We start from the raw sequence: 19683 nt of genomic DNA, 5'->3' as shown, positions 1-19683 counted from the left end.
AGGCGACCGCGGCTAGGGCACGATGACGGCGCGACCGCGTACGGTTCCCGCGGCCAGCGCCTCGTAGGCCTGGGGCCCGTCGTCCAGCGAGTAGGTCTGGATCTCGACGCCGACCTGGCCCGACCGCGCGAGGTCGAGCACCTCGATCAGCTCGCCGCGGGTGCCCCAGTACGGCACCCGGAGGGCGGCGTCGAAGGCGATCGACCCGAAGCCGACGTGGGCCGTGCCCCCGCCGATCCCCACGATCGTGACATCGGCCTCGGCCGCCGCGACCGCCGTGGCGGTGGCGATCGTCGGGTTCGCGCCCACGAAGTCGAAGACGGCGTTCGCGCCGAGCCCGCCGGTGAGCTCGCGGATCTTCTCCGCCGCCGAGGCGTCGCTGATGACCGTGTGATGGGCTCCGACCTCGCGGGCCAGCTCGAGCTTCTCGTCGGTGACGTCGAGCGCGATCACCTGTGCGCCCGAGAGCGCGCGGAGGATCTGGATCGCGACGTGGCCGAGCCCGCCGGTGCCGATCACGACGGCGAAGGTGCCCGCGCCCAGCTTGGGCAGGGAGGTCTTGATGGCGTGGTACGGGGTGAGCCCCGCATCCGTCAGCGACACGTTCTGCACCGGGTCGAGGTCGCCGAGCGGCACCAGGTGCCGGGCGTCGTCGACGATCATGTACTCGGCCATCGAGCCCGGGGCGCCGAGGCCGGGCGGCTTGATGCCCTCGGCCTGGGCGTTGGTGCAGTAGTTCTCCTTGCCCTGTGCGCAGTTGTGGCAGCGGCCGCAGCCCCAGGGGCCGTAGACCGCGACGGCGTCGCCGACCGCGAGGTGCTCGACTCCCTCGCCGAGCTCGGCGACGATGCCGGCGCCCTCGTGCCCGAGCGTGAGGGGGAGGGGGTAGCCCTGCGCGGTGTAGTCCTCCTCGGAGAGGCTCATCACGTACTCGTCGGAGTGGCAGACGCCCGCCGCCGTCACCCTGAGCAGCACCTGGCCGGGCCCGGGCGAGGGCTTCTCGATCTCGACGACCTCAGGATGCGAACCGACACGGGTGTACTGGAGTGCTTTCATCCCTCCACGCTACGCCGCCGGCCCGTGAGCCCGTTCAGCTACTCGGCGACGGCGCGCGTGATCAGGGCCGACACCGCCTTCCCGACCTCGGGGGTCAGGTCGGCGATGGCGTAGGCGGTGGGCCAGAACCCGCCGTCGTCCAGCCGCGCCGAGTCGTTGAAGCCCAGGGTCGAGTAGCGGGTCTTGAACTTCGCCGAGCTCTGGAAGAAGACCAGCACCGTGCCGTCCTTGGCATAGCCCGGCATGCCGTACCAGGTCTTGGGGGTCAGCTCCGGCGCGGCCTCGAGGATGAGGGTGTGCAGTCGCTCGGCCATGCCGCGGTCGGGCTGCTCCAGCTCGGCGATCTTGGCGAGCACCTCGGCTTCGGCGGCAGCGGCCTTGTCGGCGCCCTTGCCCGCCCCCGTGCCCTTCCGGGTCGCGGCGCGCTTCTCGGCGCGGAGCTCGGCCGCGCGCTCCTTGATGGCGGCGCGCTCCTCGGCGGAGAACCCCTCCCCGTTCGTGTCCTCGGTGCCCGTCGTGCTCTTCGCGTTCGTCGCGTTCTTCGTGTCCTTCGCGGCCATGTCGACCCCTCTCGTCCCGGTCAGTCTAGAAACCGGGCCGCCGCCGAGGCTTCTCCGATCCTGCTCGATCCTGCTCGGTCCTCGACGCCGGGCTGCGTCCGGGCGTGTACGTGGCCGAGGGGATGCGGATGGAACCGAATCGGGGGGAGCGGACATTCCTCGACAGAGCCGGATGCGCCGGCGACAGCCAGGAGGATCCCATGCACGCCCGCCCGCCCCGCGCTCCCCGCCCCGCCCGCCACCGACCTCCCACCCGGTTCGCGACCACCACCGCTGCCGCCGTCGTGCTGGCGGCGCTCACCTTCGGTGCCGGTGAGGCCCACGCCGATCCCGCCCCGGAGGCCCCGCCCGCGGATTCCGCCCCGATCGCGTCGGTGACCACCCCCGCGGCCAACGCGGCAGCGCCCGCCTCTGACGCGCCCGCCCCCACCGACGCGCCCGCGCCGGCGCCCGGAGACGACGCTCCCGCACCGGATGCCCCCACCCCCGTGGCCGGCGCCCCGGTCGCCACGGCCGTCTCCCTCGACGTGCCCTTGCAGCTGCCGTACGGCTCGCTGCTGACCGTCGGCATCACGGTGACGGATGCGGAGGGCCGACCGGCAAGCGGCTCGGTCAGCGTCTCCGCGACCGGCGCCGGCGTCGATCAAGCGGCGTTCCTTCCGCTCGAGGACGGCCGTGCCACCTACACCTATCACCAGGCCGAGGGTGATGGACGGCCCGACCCCGCCGCTTCGGCCGTGCTCGATCTCGGCACCTATGGCGTGCAGGTCGACTTCACCCCCGCCGACCCCACGCTCCTCGCGCCGTCCCAGGCGGCCGCCGGAGTCACCATCGTCCCTCGCGCGACACGGGTCGCGATCGCCGACAGCGACGACGTGCGCCAGCGCACCCGCACCGACTGGGGCTACGACCTCGCCGCGCGGATCATCGACGGTCTTCCGCTCGACGAGGCCCCGCCGCGGTTCCCGGTGAGCGGCTCGGTCGACTTCTTCGTCGACGGCACCTTCGCCGGCACCGCCGAGGTGAGCGGCGGCTGGGCCTTCCTGCCCACGACCTGGCCCGTCGCGGGCGACTACACGATCACGGCCGTGTACTCCGGAGACGCCCGCTATCTCGCCTCGACGAGCGACCCCTGGACCCTCCAGGTGCTGCCGGCGCCCCTCGGCGACAGCGCTGCCCCGGCCGGTGACGGCACCACCGCGCTCGCCGAGACCGGTGCGATGGATGCGGCCCCGCAGCTCCTGATCGCCGTCGCGACGCTGCTGGCCGGCGCGCTCCTGGTCGGCCTGCGTCTGCGCCCGAGTCGGCGCCCGTGGCTCCGCTCACGCCTCCGTCTCGGCGCCGGGAGCGCGCGCTAGAAGCACGGGAGCGCGCGCTAGAAGAGCGTGGCGGGCGGAGGCGTCGCGGGGGCGGCGGCCGATGCCGGCGCCGACGAGGGTGCAGCAGACCGCGAGGGTGCAGCAGACCGCGCGGGCGCCGGCCGGGCACCCGGGAAGCCCGGCCCCGCATCCGGCTCGCGCCCGCGCTGGTAGGCCTCGGCGGCCGCGCGGGCCCGCGCATCCGCTGCTTCGTTCATGACGTGCCCGACGTGCCCCTTCACCCACTCGAAGGTGTAGCGGCGGCCGGCGATGGCGTCGTCGATCTCCTTGATGAGGTCGAGGTTCATCACCGGCTTGCCGTCGCCCTTGCGCCAGCCCTTGCGCTTCCAGCCCGGCATCCACTTCGTGATGGTGTTGATCACGTACTGGCTGTCGCAGAGCACGTGCAGGTCGTCGTCGACGTGGGCGGTCGCGCGGAACAGTTCGAGCACCGCCTTCAGCTCACCCATGTTGTTGGTGCCGTGCGGCCAGCCGCCCGCGCCCCAGGTGTCGTCGTCGATGTACCAGGCCCAGCCCGCAGGCCCGGGGTTGCCGAGCGCGGAGCCGTCGGCGGAAGCGGTGATGGTCATCGCACCAAGATTACCGTTCCGCCGTTCGGGGGGTTGACCGACGGCGAGGGAAGCGGCTACGGTCGACGAAACCGACATGACAACGTTGTCCTACCCCGGATGCTCGGTGTCATGAGCCCGACCCGCGCGGTACGCTCCCCGCGCGACTGCCTCTCAGGAGACGACATGACCCGAACACTCTTCCGCAAGGCGATCGGCACCGCTGCCGCCGTCTGCGTCGCCATCCCCCTGCTGGGCGCGGCGGCCCCGGCCCTGGCCTCGACGCCCGGTACCGCAGCAGGCGCCGCACTCGGCGCCGCCGCGGTCGCCGACGTCGCCCCGCCCGCCTACGGCGCCCCCGACGCGATCGCCGCCGACTACTACGCGGCCCTCCTCCGCCACACCCGCTGGGTCAACACGGTCTGGGATCCCGCGATCAACGCCTACCAGCTCAAGGACTTCAACTTCGGTGTCGTGCTCGGCAACGCGGTCCTCCTCACCCACGGCGAGTACGACGAGCAGCTCGCCGGCATCTCCAAGGACGAGCTGCGGCAGAAGACCCTCGCCACGATCACGCGCTACGCCGCCTCCAACCGCCTGGTGAACCCCAAGGGCAACTGGGGCAAGCAGTTGTTCTGGGATTCGACCTTCCAGTCCTACTTCCTCGACGCGGGCCGCCTCCTCTGGGACCAGCTGGATGCGCAGACGCAGGCGAACCTGACGACCATCGCGACCGGTCAGTCGACCTACACCGCCGACCTCGCCTACGGCAACGACCCGCTCTCCGGCAGCTGGACCGCCGACTGGCCCACCGGCAAGTACCTCGGCGACACCGCGCAGGAGGAGTCCGGCGTCTACACGCAGGCCCTGGCGCCCGGCCTCGCCTGGGCCCCCGACAGCCCGGATGCCGCCCGCTGGGCGGGGCAGCTGAACGACTGGGGCCGCAACGCGGCCGGCCAGCCCACCGCCGACCTGAACAACCCGGCGATCGTCGCGGGCGCCCCGGTCTCCAGCAACACGATGCACACGATCCACGACACCTACATCGTCGAGAACCACGGCTCGTTCGGGCCGCACTACCAGTCCGACATCTGGCGCTCGGGCGGGCGCAACGCGATCCAGTTCATCCTGAACGACCAGCCGCTGCCCGAGATCCTCACCGATCAGCCCAACGCCGCCGAGCTGTGGGAGTCGGTGAAGATGGTGATGTCCGCGCAGGGCGAGCCGTTCATGCCGATGGTCAACGACCGCGAGTACCTCTACGGCCGCGACGTGCTGCCGATGGCCTTCCTCGGCCAGGTGCAGCGCGACCCCGACGCCGTGCGCGCGGAGGCCGGGCTCGCCTCGGCGCTCGAGGCCTACCAGGGCTACGAGCCCGTCTACCGCCTCGCCAAGTTCTCCGGCGAGGCGAAGTACGAGCCCGAGGCCCGTGCCGAGATCGGCATCTCCTACCTGCTGCACGTCGAGTCGGCCGAGTCGGCCGAGGGCGTGGTGCAGCCCACCCCGGAGGACGAGTTCTTCCAGCGCCTGTCCGGCGTGCGCGACTTCGGCGCCGTCCCGGGCCTGACGGTGCAGCAGTCCGACGCCGCCTGGGCCGCCGCCTCCAGCCACGACGGCTTCGTCAAGTTCCCCTGGGTGCCCGCGCACGACTCGTGGCTGTTCAACATCTCCGGCGCCAACCCGTACCTCTACCCGAAGACCTCCGCGAAGGTCGACGACCGGGTGACCACCACCTACACCGGACCCCGCGACGGCTTCGAGGGCACCGCCTCGGTGTTCCGGATCGGCGACGGCTACGCCGGCCAGGCGACCCTCCCCACGGGTGCGGCGGTCTACGCCACGACCGGGGCCGGATCCGACGACGGCAGCGTCACCGTCCGCAACCTCGACCTCGACGGCTACGACGGCCTCGACGGCACGCGCACCTACACGACCGCGGAGGGCGAGGTCACCTCCGACCCCCTGCCCGTCGTGGTGCCCGCCGACCCGCTCGACGCCAAGGCGGCGCGGGTCGACACCCTCACCTTCGACCCGGTCCAGGCCCGCTACATCCGGATGCAGGGTCAGCAGGGCAACGCGAAGTTCGGCTACTCGCTGTTCTCGTTCCACGTCTACGGCGCCGACCCGCAGGTCACCACCGACCTGGCGGCCGGCAAACCCGCCCAGGCCTCCAGCGAGGATGCGGCGGGCGGCCGCGGCGCCTCCAAGGTGACCGACGCCGACGCCAACAGCCGCTGGGCGGTCTCGACGGCCGAGCGCACACGCACCGACTCCTGGATCCAGGTCGACCTCGGCCAGGAGCAGACCGTCTCGTCGGCCCGCCTGGCCTGGGAGGCCAGCGCCGGCGACCGGTACCTGGTGCAGACCTCGACCGACGGCAAGACCTGGACCACCCAGAAGTCGTACGCCGGCAGCGCCGACGTGAACGTCGCCCGCACCGACACCGTCGAGCTCACCCCGCCCGGCTCCGAGGTCGCGGCTCCGGTCGAGGCGCGGTACGTGCGGATGCAGGGCGTCGAGGGTGCGCCGGCCTACGGCTACTCGCTCTACCACTTCCGCGCGTTCTCGCCCGAGGGCATCGATCTCGCCGCGAAGAAGCCGGCCACCGCATCCAGCGAGGATGCCGGGAAGCCGGCCACCGCGGTCACCGACGGCGACGGGAACACCCGCTGGGCGGTCTCGCGCGACGACCGGCTCCGCCCCGACTCCTGGATCCAGGTCGACCTCGGCGCCGCCGTCGACGTGGCGAAGGTGCAGCTCGGCTGGGAGGCCTCCGCGGGGCGCGAGTACCGCATCCAGACCTCGCTCGACGGCACCACCTGGCAGGACGCCGCGTCGTTCCGGTACACCGGCGACGAGATCACCTCGAGCACCGGCAAGTGGCTGAACGTCGAGGGCGAGGCGGGCTTCGTGGTGCGTGACACCGACGCCCCCATCCTCGTGTCGCAGGAGAAGGCGAACGAGCAGAAGGTGCGCCTGGCCGACCAGGCCGCCGGCCCGTTCCTGATCGAGATGGTGCCCGGGGATGCCGCGGCGACCGCCGCCCAGCAGGCCCGACCGGTGCCCACCACCGCCACCGACGGCGTGCTCGTCAGCTCGGTCGACGGCTACCTCACGGCGTTCAACCTCACCGGTGCCCCGGTGACGGCGACGGTCGACCTGCCGTACGCGGGGGATTCCGTGCCGCTCTACCAGGGCACCCAGCGCTTCGGCGCGGAGTCGTCGAGCCTCGACCTCGCCCTCGCTGCCGGCTCGGCCGTCGTGCTGACCCCGCGGGCCTCGGTTCCGGTGGCGCAGGTGGCCGGCGACGAACTCGCCGCCACGGTCGAGGACGCCCGCACGATCTCGCTCACGAGCACGGCGCCCGCGCCGGCCCCGGCGAGCGTCGAGCTGACGAACCTGCAGAACCAGGCCGTCCGCACCGTGACGCTGGACGGCTCGGCCCGCAACGCCACCGTCGCCGCGACCTTCGCGGGCACGGCGCCCTACCCGGTGCGCGATCTCGCGCTCAGCACGCTGACCTTCCCGGCCTCGGTGCTGCCCGCGGGGATGACCTCCCCTCAGGCGGCGGTCGACGGGGATGCCGCGACCGCGTGGACCCCGGGCCCCGGTGGCCGCATGGTCACCGACCTCGGCGCCGCGAAGGAGATCGGCACGGTCACGACCACCTGGGAGTCCCGGGCGACACCGGCCGCGACCGTCTCGGTGAGCGACGACGGCATCACCTTCCGTGACGTCGCGGCGATCATCGCGGGTTCGGCCCACAGCGAGGTGGCGGTCGGCCAGACCGCACGCTACGTGGCCGTCTCGACCGAGTGGCAGGAGGGACAGGCCGGCCTCGTCGCCCTGTCGGTGCTGCCCCCGGGTGAGACCGGCGGCATCCGCCCCGCGGTCGATCGCATCGACGGCGCCGACCGGTACGCGGTCTCGGCAGCTGCCTCACGCGACGCGTTCCCCGACGGCTCTCCGGTCGTCTACGTGGCCTCGGGCGAGGTCTTCCCCGACGCGCTGTCGGCCGCGCCGGCGGCGGCGGTGGCGGATGCGCCGATCCTGCTCACGCAGGCCGGGACCCTGCCCGACTCGGTGCGTGCCGAGCTCGAGCGCCTCCACCCGGAGCGTATCGTGATCGTCGGCGGCGCCACCACCGTGAGCCCCGAGGTCGAGACGGCGCTCGCCGCCTACGGCTCGGTCAGCCGCCTGCAGGGTGCCGACCGCTTCGAGTCGTCCCGGATCGTCGCCCGCGCGGCCTTCCCGGAGACCGCCTCCGTGGCGGTCCTGGCGACCGGCGCGACCTTCCCCGACGCGCTGTCGGCGGGTGCTGCCGTCGGCGACCGGGGTCCGGTCATCCTGGTCGACGGTGCGGCCGGCGAGTTGGATGCGGCCACGCAGCAGCTGCTGCGCGACCTGGGGGTCGGCTCGATCGTGATCGCCGGTGGCGAGAACTCGGTCAGCGCCGGCATCCTCGCCTCGGCGGACGCCATCGCTCCCACCGAGCGACTGGCCGGGGTCGACCGGTACGAGTCGTCGCGGGTGATCGACGCGCACTTCTTCGACCGCGCCGACCGGGTGCTGATCGCCACCGGCGAGAAGTTCCCGGATGCGCTGTCGGGCTCCGCGCTCGCTCCCCGGGTCGACGCGCCGCTGTTCACGGTTCCCGGCACCTGCATCCCGGCGGAGACGCTGAAGCAGATCCGTGACCTGGGTGCCGACCGGGTCACCCTCCTCGGCGGCCCGAACACCCTCACCCCCGAGGTCGAGGCGCTCACCCCCTGCGCCGCGGGCTAGCCCCCACCCCACCCCCCACCCACCCCCCATCCACCTCGCCGAGAAGTCACTTTCACGTCCATATCCCTTGGTTTGGACGTGAAAGTGACTTCTCGGCGAAGGGGTGGGGGCGGGACGGGGACGGCGCCTAGCGGGTGCGGAGGCGGATGTCGCCCGCGTCGGTCGTGAAGGAGTAGCGACGGTCGGCGCCGGGCGTGTTCGGCAGGCCGCGGTCGACGGTGCCGAACGAGGTCGAGGTGTCGATCTCGTACTCGCCCTCCGGCAGGGCGGCCGAGATGTCGCCCGCCGAACCCTGCATCCGGAGCCCCGCGGGCAGCGTCTCGAACGACAGGTCGGCGTTGCCGGCCGAGGTCTCGGTCGAGACCTCACCGCCGACCACGAGGTCGGTGCCCGTGATGTTCCCGGCCGACGTGCTCAGCCGGAGCGAATCGGCGGCCCCCGCCACGTCGATGTCGCCGGCCGAGGTCTCGAGGTCGGTCGCGGCGAACCCGCCCGACGCCTCCACGTCGCCGGCCGAGGACTGCACGTCGAGCGCGACCGGCGCGAGCGATTCGGGCAGCACCACGTCGAGCCGGGGGGCGTCGAGCCCGGAGAACGGCCCGGAGACCAGGCCGAACACCCACCAGCCGCGGTTCAGCACGCGCACCTCGAGCGTGTCTCCGCGCACCTCGTGCTCGAAGCTCAGCGCCTTCCGACCGGCCGAGAAGTCGAGCACGGCCTCGGGCACGTCGTCGTAGCGCACGGTCACGGAGGCCGCGCTCACGTCGATGTCGAGCGTCGTGAACGCCTCGCCGACGAGGTAGCGGCCGGATTCGTCCTCACCCGTCGAGGCGGCGGCGAACTGCACCGACCCCGCGACGAGCAGGCCCGCGATCAGCGCCGACCCGACGGAGAGCAGCGCGATGCGGAGCGAGCGGTTGCCGCCGGGGGAGGGGGCGGGCGTGGCGGAGACGGGAGGGTTGGTCGTCATGATCTGTCCTTCGTGAAGTCTGCTGAGGGGGATGAGTGGATGGAGGGGGGCGGCCGGCTCAGCCCCGCGCGTCGGCGCCGAGGTACTTGAGCACCGCGAGCACGCGGCGGTTGCCGCTCTCCTCGGCCGAGAGCCCGAGCTTGCCGAAGATCGACGAGATGAACTTCTCGACCGAGCCCTCGGTGACGTGCATCCGGTCGGCGATCGAGCTGTTCGACCGCCCCTCGGCCATCAGCTGCAGGGCCTCGCGCTCGCGGGTCGTGAGCGTCGCGAGCTCGGCGCTGCGCCGCGACCGGATGACGATCTGCGCCACGACCTCGGGGTCGAGCACGGTCTCGCCGGATCCGACGGCGGCGACCGCCTCGAGGAAGTCGGAGATGTCGGCGACCCGGTCCTTCAACAGGTAGCCGAGACTCCCGGAGGCGCCGGCGATGAGCTCGGCGGCGTACCGCTCCTCGACGTACTGCGAGAGCACGAGCACCGGGAGGGCGGGGCCGGGGCCCGAGCGCAGCAGCACCGCGGCGCGGATCCCCTCGTCGGTGAAGGTCGGCGGCATCCGCACGTCGACGATCGCGAGCTCGGGCCGGTCGGCCGCCACCGATCGGAGCAGGTCCTCGGCGGTGGAGACCGACGGCAGCAGGGTGTGCCCGGCGTCGGCGAGCAGGCGTTCCAGACCGGCGCGCAGCAGCACGGAGTCCTCGGCGATCAGAATGCGCATGGCACCTCCACGGTGATGACGGTGGGCCCGCCCTGGGGGCTGGCGATGGTCAGGGTGCCGCCGGCCGCGCGCACCCGGTCGGTCATGCCGGTGAGGCCGACGCCGCCGCCGTGCCCGGCCGCCGCGCCGCCCACGCCGTTGTCGAAGACGACCGCGCGCACGCCGGTGGGGGTCTGGATGACGCTGACCGAGCATCCGGAAGCGCGGGAGTGCTTGCTCGCGTTCGTGAGCGCCTCGGAGACGACGAAGTAGAGCACGGCCTCGGTCTCGGCCGACGGCCGCACCGGCAGGTCGACGCGCACGGTCGTGGGCACGGTGCAGTGCTCGGCCACGGCCGAGAGGGCGGCGTCGAGTCCGCGGTCGGTGAGGACGGCGGGGTGGATGCCGCGGGCCAGGTGCCGCAGGTCGGTGATCGACTGCTTGGTCTCGCGGTGGGCGTCGTCGAGCAGGGCGGTGGCGCCCGCCCGGTCGTCGTCGGCGAGCTTCGCCCGGGCCATGTCGAGGGTCATCGCGACCGAGACCAGTCGGGGCTGCACGCCGTCGTGCAGGTCGCGTTCGATGCGCTGGCGCTCGAGGGCGGCCGCGTCGACGGCCCCGCGGCGCGCACCCTGGAGGGCGTCGACGCGCTGCTCGAGCACGACGGCGCGGCTGGTGCCGAGCAGAGCCTTGGCCAGGGCGCGGTCGGCGAGTCCGGCGACGACGATGTAGAGCACGAGCACGGCGAGGGCGAGCACGCCGCACGCCGCGGTGACGCCGGGGCCGGTGAGTGCGGGCCCCAGGGCGCCGCGGGAGACGCCGACCAGCAGGTCGCTCGCCCCGGAGACGAGGCCGAACAGCACCGTGCCGAGCACCATCGAGATGAAGTGGTGCAGCACGCCCTTCCAGGTCGCAGCCGAGAAGGTGTCGAGGAAGACCTGGCCGAGCCAGCCCAGGAAGCCGCCCGCGGTGCTCAGCCGGCGCGGCTGGGGAGTGATGGTGATGCCGTAGAGCGCCTCGGCGCGGCGCCGCTCGACGAAACGGATGCCGGTGCCGAGCCGGGCGGTGAGCCACAGGATGCCGATCCCGACTCCGAGCGTGGGGATCGCGCTGATCCCGGTGAGGAGGAGGGAGAAGAGCAGCGTGAACCACACCGTGCCGAGCACGCCGTCGATCGCGAGATCGGCCGCGGCTGACCAGAGGAAGACGAGTTTCTTTCGCACCCCTCCACCGTAGGGCGCGCCCTCCGGCGCCCACGATGGAGCCCCCCTCCCGATCCGTCCGGGGGTTATCCCCCCTCAGGTGCGCGAAGCGGGCGAAGTGGGGAGGGGCTAGTCCTCGACGCCGGCCACGACCAGGATCGGCAGGTGGTCGCTCTCGCCCTGGGGCAGGGTGTCGATCGAGTCGATGCGGGTGTGCGCCGAGGTGACGAAGTCGAAGTGGCCCTTGAAGTACTTGTACCGGGCGTAGGTGGGCTTGTCGCTGAAGGAGAGCAGGTAGCCCGACTCCTCCATCCGCTCGCTCAGGTTGTTGCGGAACCACGGGTAGTTGTAGTCGCCCACCATCACGGTCGGCAGCCCCGGGCCCATGATGCGCAGGGCCCCGTGGGCGGCCGCGATCTGCTTGCGGCGCAGCGAGTTCGTGGCCGTGAGCGGCGCGGCGTGGAACGAGCCGACCAGCAGCTCCCGGCCCAGCTCCTTGTCGAACAGCTTCGCCGCGAGCAGCCGCTCGTGCGCCGGGGCCATCACGCGGTCGTGCATCGACTTCCGCAGCGCGAACACCCGGGTCGTGACCAGGTCGAAGCGCGACTCGCGGTAGTAGATCGCGAGGCCCAGCCGGTTGGTCTTGGTCGAGTCGGCCAGCACGAGGTGCTCGATCCGCTCGGGCATGTCGGCGGTGTCGCACTCCTGCAGGCAGAGGATGTCGATGTCGTACAGCTTCGACAGGTCGATCAGCTCACCGCTGGCGTGGTGCTTGCGCAGGTTGTAGCTGACGATGTTCAATTCACGTCGCATGATCGTCGGGTCGCACCTTCTGTAGCCGATTCGGAAATGGCCTGGCGTGCAATTGTGACACGACCCGGGCCGAGCGAACCTGAGCGTGGGATCAGTGTGCGCTGGGCTCGTAGCGAACGGGTGCGAAGGTCTTCGCCACCAGGGCGCGGAGCCCCTCGAGCGAGGAGTCGCCCGCGACGAGCCCCTGTGCCCTGGCCTGCACGAGCACGTTCCCGATCGCCGTGGCCTCCATCGGCCCGGCCAGCACGACCCGCCCGGTGCGGTCGGCCGTGAGCTGGCACAGCAGCGTGTTCTGCGATCCGCCGCCCACCACGTGGATGGCCTCGATCCGCTTCCCCGAGAGGGCAGCGGCCCGTTCGACGGCGCCGGAATAGGCCTCGGCGAGACTCTCCAGGATGCTCCGGGCGAACTCGGCGCGGGTCTCGGGCGCCGCGATCCCGTGCTCGGCGCACCACTCGGCGATCCGCGCGGGCATGTCGCCCGGGGCGATGAACCGCGGGTCACCGGCGTCGAAGACGGCGACCGGGCCGCGCACGGCCGCGGCGGCCGAGATCAGGCTCGGCAGGTCGATCTGCTCGCCGGTGCGCTCCCAGGTGCGCACCGACTCCGACAGCAGCCAGAGGCCCGAGACGTTCGTCAGGTACCGGATGCGGCCGTCGACCCCGCCCTCGTTCGTGAAGCCGGCCTCGCGGCTCGCCTCCGAGACCACCGGATGCTCGAGCTCCACCCCGACGAGCGACCAGGTTCCGCTGGAGATGTAGGCGACGTCGTCGGTGACGGCCGGGATCGACACCACGGCCGAGGCGGTGTCGTGCGATCCGACCGCACTGACCGCGAGAGAGGAGGATGCGCCGATCTCGGCCGCGACCGAGGGCAGCAGCGTGCCCACGGTCGACCCGGGGGCGATCACCTCGGGCAGGATGCCGCGGGGCAGGTCCAAACGCGCGATCAGCTCGTCGTCCCACCGTCCGGTGTGCACGTTCAGCAGCCCGGTGGTCGAGGCGTTCGTCTGCTCGGCGCGCGAGGCGCCGGTGAGCCAGAAGTTCACCAGGTCAGGCACCAGCAGCATCGTCTCGGCCCGGTCGAGCGAGCCGGCCAGGCGCTCGGCGGCGAGCTGGTAGAGGGTGTTGAAGCTGAGGAACTGCAGCCCGTTCGCGGCGTACAGCTCCGCGGGGCCGACGAGCGCGTGGGTCGCCTCGACCCCCGCCGCCGTGCGCTCGTCGCGGTAGTGGTAGGGGTTGCCGAGCATCCGGCCGCCGGCGGTCAAGGCGTAGTCGACGGCCCAGGAGTCGACGGCGATGCTGCGGATGTCGGGCTCCTCCCGCACCGCCGACCCGAGGCCGACGAGCACGTTGCGGTAGAGCTCGAGGATGTTCCAGTGCAGGCCGTCGACGATCCGCACCGGGTTGTTCGGGAACCGGGCGACCGGCACGAGCCGGAGCTCGTCGTGCCCGACGTAGCCGAGCATCACCCGACCGCTCGTGGCCCCGAGGTCGACGGCGGCGACTGCTGCGGTCATGCGCGCGAGCCTAGCGGAGGAATGCCGCGGCGACACCCGCGTCGACCGGGATGTGCAGCCCCGTCGTGTGGGTGAGGTCGCTGCCGGTCAGCACCGCCACCGCGCTCGCCACGTGATCCGGCAGCACCTCGCGCTTCAGCAGAGTGCGCTGGGCGTAGTACGCGCCCAGCTCCTCCTCGGGCACCCCGTAGACCGCGGCGCGCTTCGCGCCCCAGCCGCCGGCGAAGATGCCGGAGCCGCGCACGACGCCGTCCGGGTTGATGCCGTTGACCTTGATGCCGTGCTCGCCGAGCTCGGCGGCGAGCAGCCGCACCTGGTGGGCCTGGTCGGCCTTGGTCGCCGAGTAGGCGATGTTGTTCGGGCCGGCGAAGACGGAGTTCTTCGACGAGATGTAGATGATGTCCCCGCCGAGGTCCTGCTCGATCAGCACGCGCGCCGCGGCCTTCGAGACCAGGAACGAGCCCTTGGCCATCACGTCGTGCTGCAGGTCCCAGTCCTTCTCGGTGGTCTCCAGCAGCGGCTTCGAGATCGAGAGCCCGGCGTTGTTCACGACGAGGTCGAGCCCGCCGTACTGCAGCAGGGCGGCCTGGATGCCGGCGGCGATGTCGGCCTCGCTGGTGACGTCCGCGCGCACGCCGATCGCCACATCCGTGCTGCCGAGCTCGGCCGCGGCGGCCTGGGCCTTCTCGAGGTCGAGGTCGGCGATCACGACGCAGGCGCCCTCGGCGGCCAGGCGGGTGGCGATGGCCTTGCCGATCCCGGATGCGGCACCGGTCACCAGCGCGATGCGGGTGGCGTGCGACTTCGGCTTCGGCAGGCGCTGCAGCTTGGCCTCCTCGAGCGCCCAGTACTCGATCCGGAACTTCTCGGCCTCGTCGATCGGGGCGTAGGTCGACAGCGACTCGGCGCCGCGCATCACGTTGATGGCGTTGATGTAGAACTCGCCGGCCACGCGGGCGGTCTGCTTGTTCGCGCCGTAGGAGAACATCCCGACGCCCGGCACGAGCACGATCGCCGGGTCGGCGCCGCGGAGGGCGGGGCTGTCGGCGCTGGCGTTGCGGTCGTAGTACGCCTGGTAGTCGGCGCGGTACTCGGCGTGCAGCTCCTTCAGGCGGGCGATCGAGTCCTCGATCGAGGCGTCGGCCGGCAGGTCGAGCACCATCGGCTTGACCTTGGTGCGCAGGAAGTGGTCGGGGCAGCTGGTGCCGAGGGCCGCGAGACGCGGGTGCTCGGTGCTCGCGAGGAAGTCGAGCACGACGTCGGCGTCGGTGAACGAGCCCACCTGCGCCTTGTCGGTCGAGGCCAGGCCGCGGATCGTCGGCGCGAGGGCGGCGGCCTTCGCGCGGCGCTCAGCCTCGGGCAGGGCCCCGTAGCCGTCGAGCGCGGCGCCGAAGGGCTCGCTGCGGCCGTGCTCGGCGATGTAGGCGGCGGCGGTGTCGATGATCCAGAGCGAGTTCTTCTCGCTCTCCTCGCTCGTGTCGCCCCAGGCGGTGATGCCGTGGCCGCCGAGGATCGTGCCGATCGCGTTCGGGTTGGCCCGCTTGATCTCGGCGATGTCCAGGCCCAGCTGGAAACCGGGGCGGCGCCAGGGCACCCAGACGACCTTGTCGCCGAAGATCGTCTTCGTCAGCTCCTCGCCGTCGGCCGCCGTGGCGATCGCGATGCCGGAGTCGGGGTGCAGGTGGTCGACGTGGTTCGCGTCGACGAGGCCGTGCATGGCGGTGTCGATGCTCGGAGCCGCCCCGCCCTTGCCGAACAGGGTGTGGTCGAAGGCGGCCACCATCTCGTCCTCGCGGTCGACACCGGGGTAGACGTTCACCAGCGAGCGGAGGCGGTCGAGCCGCAGCACGGCCAGGCCCGACTCCGTGAGCGTGCCGAGGTCGCCGCCCGAGCCCTTCACCCACATCAGCTCGACATCCTCACCCGTCACCGGGTCGGTCTCGAAGCCCTTGGCCGAGGTGTTGCCGCCGGCGTAGTTGGTGTTCTTCGGGTCAGAGCCGAGTCGGTTCGAGCGCGCGATCAGATCGGCGGCGGCCTGCGAGGTCATGGATGCTCCATCGGATGTCATGTCGTGTGAACTTCACAAAACCTAACAGTCGGCGGGCAGGGCGTCAACGCAGTTCGACGAGAGTTCGCAATCCGTCCAGCTGCCGGTCGCCGGGATCGAGCTCGGTGACCACGATCGAGATGTTCTGCCAGGGGATGGCCGAGGCCATCGCCCGGCGCCCCAGCTTGGCCGAGGTGATCAGCAGCACCGTCTCGCGGGCGGCCCGCACGAGCTCGCGCTTGACCTGGGCCTCCTCGATGATCGTCTCGCTGGTGCCGCGCTCGACGTCGGCGGCGCTCGCCGAGGTGAAGAAGCGGTCGTAGTTGAGCATCGCCGCCGCGCCGCAGGCGATCGGCCCGACGAAGCTCTCGGTGCGGGGCTCGAGCTCGCCGCCGAGCAGCACGGCGCGCACGCCCCGGAGTCCCCGCGCGCGGGCGTGGTTGTGCGCCGAGTTCGTGGCGACGACCAGGTCGGTGGCCCCGCGCACGGCGGCGAGGAGGTGCCCCGAGGTCGAGGAGGCGTCGACGGCGATGGTGCCCGTGGCCGGCACGAGGTCGAGCGCCTTGCGGGCGATCTCGGTCTTGGCCAGGTCGTCGACGCCCTGCCGCTCGGCGAAGGGCTGGGCCTTGACGGTCGCGACGGCGCCGCCGCGCACCCGTACCACGACGCCCTCGAGCTCGAGGCCCTCGAGGTCGCGGCGCACGGTCATGGTCGAGACGCCGAGCTCGAGCGCCGACTCCTCGAGCCGGATGACGCCGTCGGCCTCGAGGCGCGCGAGCAGCCGTTCGCGTCGCTCTGCGCCGATCACCGATGCCATGGCCCGAGGCTACCCGACCCCCGCCCCCTGGCGCCCCGCCCCTGTGGTCGGCTCCGGTCGCCGAGCCGTCAGTTGTCGTCGCTATTCCAGCCGCGTAGCGGCAACGACCGACGGGTCGACGAGGGTGGGGGCCGGGGTGTGCTGGGTGGCGATGGCGGTGCCGGCCGCGGCGCAGACGAGCGCGATCGCCACCACCTCCAGCGCGCTGAACTGCTCGGCGAGGATCAGCCAGCCGAAGACCGCCGCCACCACCGGCCCGAACGCAGTGATGATCGCGTAGAGCCGCGGGGTGATCCGGCGCAGGATGAACGTGTCGAGACTGTAGGGCAGCGCCGACGACAGGATGCCCACCCCCACCAGCAGCGCGACCACTCCCCAGTCGAACGCGGCCGGGTCGAAGGTCGCGATCGCGAACGGCAGCAGGATGGCCAGGCTCACGACCCCGGCGACCGTGATGCCCTCGAGTCCCGGCAACCGCGTCGCGACCCGCCGGGTCAGCACGATGTAGAAGGCCCACGCCGCGGCCGCCGTCAGTGCGAGCACCACCCCGAGCACGTCGATCGAGCCGTCGAAGCCGGTCAGCAGCACGACCCCGGCGCCCGCGGCGACCGCGCACACCACATCCAGCACGCGTCGGCTCGCCAGGAGGGCGATCGTCAGTGGTCCGAGGAACTCGATCGTCGCCGCGATGCCGAGGCCCAGCAGATGCACCGACTGGTAGAACGACAGGTTCATCGCCGCCAGCACGACGCCGAGCGCGAGCGCCGGCCACAGTCGCCGCCAGGTGAACCCGGCGCGGGTCGGCCGGTAGAACGGCAGCATCGTCACCGCCATGACCACCTGGCGGGCCGCCACGACCGTGAACGCCCCGACCAGCGGGATGACCAGCCCGGCGAGGGCCGACCCGAGGTTGATGCTCACCTCGGTGCCCAGCTGGGTCGCCGCGCCGACGGTCGTGCGGCGGGCGGCGTGCCGGTCGTCGGTCATCCTCCGACCCTATTGGCTGCCGGCCCCCGCCCCCGCCCGCCCCGGCGACGGCTCCTTCCGCGGTGCGCCCGAGCCCTCGGGCGCCTGCCAAGATGAACCCATGATTCCGAGCAGGTGGGTGCGCGGTCTCCGGTTGCTCCTGGGCATCCCCATCGGAGTCGCGGCCGGAGCGCTGCTCTCGCTGAGATTCCCCGATTTCCCGGTCGTCGCCTCCGCCCTCGCGGGGGGCGCCGTCGCGGCAGTGATCGTGCTGGTCCTCCTGGCGCTGAAATGGCCGGGTGACGTGCGGCACGAGGCCGCCGCCCGTGCGCATCCGGATGCCGTGGTCTTCTCCGCATTCAAGAGCGACGACACGAAAGCGGCCCTGAGCGACCTCGCGACCATCGGCGTGGTCCCGGGAGCGCCCCCGGCGGAGTCGACCGCGGTCGTCTTCGATGATTTCGGGCTGCGCGTCTACCGCGGTGCGCCGGAGATCGAGGCGGTGCTCGAGGTCCCCTGGGAAGGGATCGACGCGGTCAGCGAGGGCACTGCGAGCGTCGGTTCCCGCAATCGTGCTGCATTGCTGGTCGAGATCCGGACGGATGCGGGAAGAGTCGTCGTCCCCTTCCCGGTGATCACCGAGGTCTACTTCTTCGCGAGTGCCCGCGGGATCAGGCGGCTGCGAGCCCAGGTCGACGAGTGCGAGGCGGCGGCCAGAGGGCGGGGACCGGTCACAAGCGCGGGTCGGGTCGGAGAGCTCTCGTCCGCGCCGGGTGGACAGCCCGGAGCGGGTTCCCACATCACACCGCCCCGCCTCAAGCGGGCGCCCGGCCTCTCGTCGACGTTCTACACCCGCCTCCGGATCGTGGTGGGGGTCGTGGGCGGCGTCGTCGCCGCGACCCTCTTCGGCGTCATCGTCCTCACGGGCTCCGACATCTCGAGGGGCTCTTTCCTGCCGGTCATGGCGGTGCTCCTGGGGTGGACGCTGCTCTCACTCGGGGGTCTGTATCTCGGCGCCCGTGCTGCGCGACGTGAGGCCGAGGCCGGGTACACGCTCTCGCGGATGGGGGAGACCCGACTCGCGCAGGTGGATCCTCGCACCGGGTTCGTCATCCGTCCCGTCGGCTCGAGACAACTCACGAAGCCCCAGGAGGCCGAGGCCCTCGACCGGGTGCGAGCACTCGCCGGCCGGTGAGGCCTGGCTCGCCGGCGCCTAGCCGCTAGTCGCCGGAGCCTGGTCACAGACGCCTAGTCGGCGGTCGGGACGGTCGAGTCGCGCACGATCAGCTCGGGCTGGAAGACGACGTGCCGGTAGTCGGCCCGGCCCGGCGCCTCGATCTCGGCCATCAGCAGCTCGGTCGCCGTGCGCCCCATCTCCCAGGCCGGCTGCCGGATCGACGAGATCGGGATGGCCGCGTTCGCCGCGAAGTAGATGTCGTCGTAACCGATGATCGCGATGTCGTCCGGCACCCGCACCCCGGCGTGCGTCAGCGCCCGAAGCACACCGAGCGCGATCAGGTCGTTCGCCGCGAACACGGCGTCCGGCCGCTCGGAGGCGGGGAGCGCGAGCAGCTGCTCCGCCCCGATCCGCCCCGCCTCGGCCCGCATCGAATCGAGTTCGAGCACACGGAGCGGGGTCACGCCGCGCTCACGCAGCGCATCCTGAGCCCCGCCGGATCGCTGGGCGACCTGCTGCAACTGGCTGGTGCCGCCGACGAAGGCGATGTTCGTGCGCCCCGTGTCGGCCAGGTGCGCCGCGGCCAGGTAACCGCCGCGATGGTCGTCGACCGAGACCGAGCTGAAGCTGCGCGCGTTGTCGTGCCGGTCGACCAGCACCACCGGCGACCCCCGGTCGCGCAGGCGCTCGAGCCGTGACAGCACGTTGCCGACGGGGGTGATCAGAAGGCCCGAGACCCGCTGCTCCTCGAACAGGTCGAGGTAGGCGAGCTCGCGGCTGGCCAGGTCGCCGCTGTTGCCCAGGATGAGGGAGCGGTTGAAGCGCGTCAGGGTGTCCTCCACCGAGCGCGCGATGTCGGTGAAGAACGGGTTCGAGACGTCCAGCACCATGATGCCGACCGTGCGGCTCTGACCCACCCGCAGCTGGCGGGCGGCGTCGTTGCGCACGAAACCGAGCTTGTCGATCGCATCCTGAACCCGCTTGGCGGTGTCGGGGGCGACGGGCTTCGACCGGTTGAGCACGTTGGACACGGTGCCGACCGAGACGCCCGCGAGAGCGGCGACGTCTCTGACGTTGGCGGCGGCCATACTCACCTCACTGTGGTCGACGAGTTCTTCGTTCGCTGTTGAACGTTTCATGAGACTAGCGC

General features: G+C 72.1%; 14 protein-coding genes and 1 pseudogene. 3 read left to right on the top strand and 12 right to left on the bottom strand.

All coding sequences use genetic code 11. The annotated features are described in order from the left end of the window. Window positions 1-12: 12 nt before the first annotated feature. The gene (locus AC59HU_RS15865) at window positions 13-1056 is read right to left on the bottom strand and encodes an NAD(P)-dependent alcohol dehydrogenase (RefSeq protein ID WP_497224390.1); all 1044 of its coding nucleotides are present in this window, start codon (window positions 1054-1056) and stop codon (window positions 13-15) included. 38 nt (window positions 1057-1094) lie between these two features. Continuing rightward, on the bottom strand, window positions 1095-1616 hold the full coding sequence (locus tag AC59HU_RS15860; protein ID WP_497224389.1) for an iron chaperone: 522 nt from the start codon (window positions 1614-1616) through the stop codon (window positions 1095-1097). Between the two features lie 200 nt (window positions 1617-1816). Between AC59HU_RS15860 and AC59HU_RS15855 the strand changes: the two genes are divergently transcribed. Beyond that, window positions 1817-2974: an Ig-like domain-containing protein gene (locus tag AC59HU_RS15855; protein ID WP_497224388.1), complete on the top strand. Its 1158-nt coding sequence runs from the start codon at window positions 1817-1819 to the stop codon at window positions 2972-2974. 29 nt (window positions 2975-3003) lie between these two features. On the opposite strand, the pseudogene AC59HU_RS15850 reads toward AC59HU_RS15855, so the two are convergent. After that, window positions 3004-3564: pseudogene (locus AC59HU_RS15850) on the bottom strand (ribonuclease H family protein); the annotation flags it as partial. Between the two features lie 165 nt (window positions 3565-3729). Between AC59HU_RS15850 and AC59HU_RS15845 the strand changes: the two are divergent. Continuing rightward, window positions 3730-8328, top strand: a complete 4599-nt coding sequence (locus tag AC59HU_RS15845) for a discoidin domain-containing protein (protein WP_497224387.1) — start codon at window positions 3730-3732, stop codon at window positions 8326-8328. A 127-nt stretch (window positions 8329-8455) separates the two neighbouring features. Here the strand turns inward: AC59HU_RS15845 and AC59HU_RS15840 are convergent, their stop codons facing one another. The 8 genes from AC59HU_RS15840 to AC59HU_RS15805 all read right to left on the bottom strand — a co-directional run bounded on the left by AC59HU_RS15840 (window position 8456) and on the right by AC59HU_RS15805 (window position 17377). Further along, window positions 8456-9298, bottom strand: coding sequence for a DUF4097 family beta strand repeat-containing protein (locus AC59HU_RS15840; protein WP_497224386.1), 843 nt, complete (start codon window positions 9296-9298; stop codon window positions 8456-8458). Window positions 9299-9356: 58 nt separating this feature from the next. Then, complete coding sequence (locus AC59HU_RS15835; protein WP_497224385.1) at window positions 9357-10016, bottom strand: response regulator transcription factor; 660 nt, start codon at window positions 10014-10016, stop codon at window positions 9357-9359. Then, a complete protein-coding gene (locus AC59HU_RS15830; RefSeq protein ID WP_497224384.1) occupies window positions 10004-11215 on the bottom strand; it encodes a sensor histidine kinase in 1212 nt (403 codons plus the stop codon). Before AC59HU_RS15830 ends, AC59HU_RS15835 begins: the two co-directional genes overlap by 13 nt. A gap of 108 nt (window positions 11216-11323) precedes the next feature. Next, on the bottom strand, window positions 11324-12007 hold the full coding sequence (locus AC59HU_RS15825; protein WP_497224383.1) for an endonuclease/exonuclease/phosphatase family protein: 684 nt from the start codon (window positions 12005-12007) through the stop codon (window positions 11324-11326). A 91-nt stretch (window positions 12008-12098) separates the two neighbouring features. Then, entirely contained in the window at window positions 12099-13526 is a 1428-nt protein-coding gene (locus tag AC59HU_RS15820) for a rhamnulokinase (protein WP_497224382.1), read from the bottom strand. Window positions 13527-13536: 10 nt separating this feature from the next. After that, window positions 13537-15573, bottom strand: coding sequence for a bifunctional aldolase/short-chain dehydrogenase (locus tag AC59HU_RS15815; protein ID WP_497224381.1), 2037 nt, complete (start codon window positions 15571-15573; stop codon window positions 13537-13539). 64 nt (window positions 15574-15637) lie between these two features. Further along, window positions 15638-16390: a DeoR/GlpR family DNA-binding transcription regulator gene (locus AC59HU_RS15810; protein ID WP_497224380.1), complete on the bottom strand. Its 753-nt coding sequence runs from the start codon at window positions 16388-16390 to the stop codon at window positions 15638-15640. A gap of 81 nt (window positions 16391-16471) precedes the next feature. Then, complete coding sequence (locus AC59HU_RS15805; RefSeq protein WP_497224379.1) at window positions 16472-17377, bottom strand: EamA family transporter; 906 nt, start codon at window positions 17375-17377, stop codon at window positions 16472-16474. A gap of 100 nt (window positions 17378-17477) precedes the next feature. On the opposite strand from AC59HU_RS15805, the gene AC59HU_RS15800 reads away from it, so the two are divergent. Beyond that, window positions 17478-18551, top strand: coding sequence for a hypothetical protein (locus AC59HU_RS15800; RefSeq protein WP_497224378.1), 1074 nt, complete (start codon window positions 17478-17480; stop codon window positions 18549-18551). Window positions 18552-18604: 53 nt separating this feature from the next. Here AC59HU_RS15800 and AC59HU_RS15795 read toward each other — a convergent pair whose 3' ends face one another. Next, on the bottom strand, window positions 18605-19672 hold the full coding sequence (locus AC59HU_RS15795) for a LacI family DNA-binding transcriptional regulator (RefSeq protein WP_497224377.1): 1068 nt from the start codon (window positions 19670-19672) through the stop codon (window positions 18605-18607). Between the last annotated feature and the right edge of the window lie 11 nt (window positions 19673-19683).

This window comes from Herbiconiux sp. 320_LB, from assembly GCF_059691755.1.
This window is presented reverse-complemented; position numbering and strand designations above follow the sequence as displayed.

What these genes read in the sequence shown, in the direction of transcription:
- AC59HU_RS15865 (WP_497224390.1), bottom strand. Translation starts at nt 1,056, where the DNA reads ATGAAAGCACTCCAGTACACCCGTGTCGGTTCGCATCCTGAGGTCGTC.
- AC59HU_RS15860 (WP_497224389.1), bottom strand. Translation starts at nt 1,616, where the DNA reads ATGGCCGCGAAGGACACGAAGAACGCGACGAACGCGAAGAGCACGACG.
- AC59HU_RS15855 (WP_497224388.1), top strand. Translation starts at nt 1,817, where the DNA reads ATGCACGCCCGCCCGCCCCGCGCTCCCCGCCCCGCCCGCCACCGACCT.
- AC59HU_RS15845 (WP_497224387.1), top strand. Translation starts at nt 3,730, where the DNA reads ATGACCCGAACACTCTTCCGCAAGGCGATCGGCACCGCTGCCGCCGTC.
- AC59HU_RS15840 (WP_497224386.1), bottom strand. Translation starts at nt 9,298, where the DNA reads ATGACGACCAACCCTCCCGTCTCCGCCACGCCCGCCCCCTCCCCCGGC.
- AC59HU_RS15835 (WP_497224385.1), bottom strand. Translation starts at nt 10,016, where the DNA reads ATGCGCATTCTGATCGCCGAGGACTCCGTGCTGCTGCGCGCCGGTCTG.
- AC59HU_RS15825 (WP_497224383.1), bottom strand. Translation starts at nt 12,007, where the DNA reads ATGCGACGTGAATTGAACATCGTCAGCTACAACCTGCGCAAGCACCAC.
- AC59HU_RS15820 (WP_497224382.1), bottom strand. Translation starts at nt 13,526, where the DNA reads ATGACCGCAGCAGTCGCCGCCGTCGACCTCGGGGCCACGAGCGGTCGG.
- AC59HU_RS15815 (WP_497224381.1), bottom strand. Translation starts at nt 15,573, where the DNA reads ATGACCTCGCAGGCCGCCGCCGATCTGATCGCGCGCTCGAACCGACTC.
- AC59HU_RS15810 (WP_497224380.1), bottom strand. Translation starts at nt 16,390, where the DNA reads ATGGCATCGGTGATCGGCGCAGAGCGACGCGAACGGCTGCTCGCGCGC.
- AC59HU_RS15805 (WP_497224379.1), bottom strand. Translation starts at nt 17,377, where the DNA reads ATGACCGACGACCGGCACGCCGCCCGCCGCACGACCGTCGGCGCGGCG.
- AC59HU_RS15800 (WP_497224378.1), top strand. Translation starts at nt 17,478, where the DNA reads ATGATTCCGAGCAGGTGGGTGCGCGGTCTCCGGTTGCTCCTGGGCATC.
- AC59HU_RS15795 (WP_497224377.1), bottom strand. Translation starts at nt 19,672, where the DNA reads ATGAAACGTTCAACAGCGAACGAAGAACTCGTCGACCACAGTGAGGTG.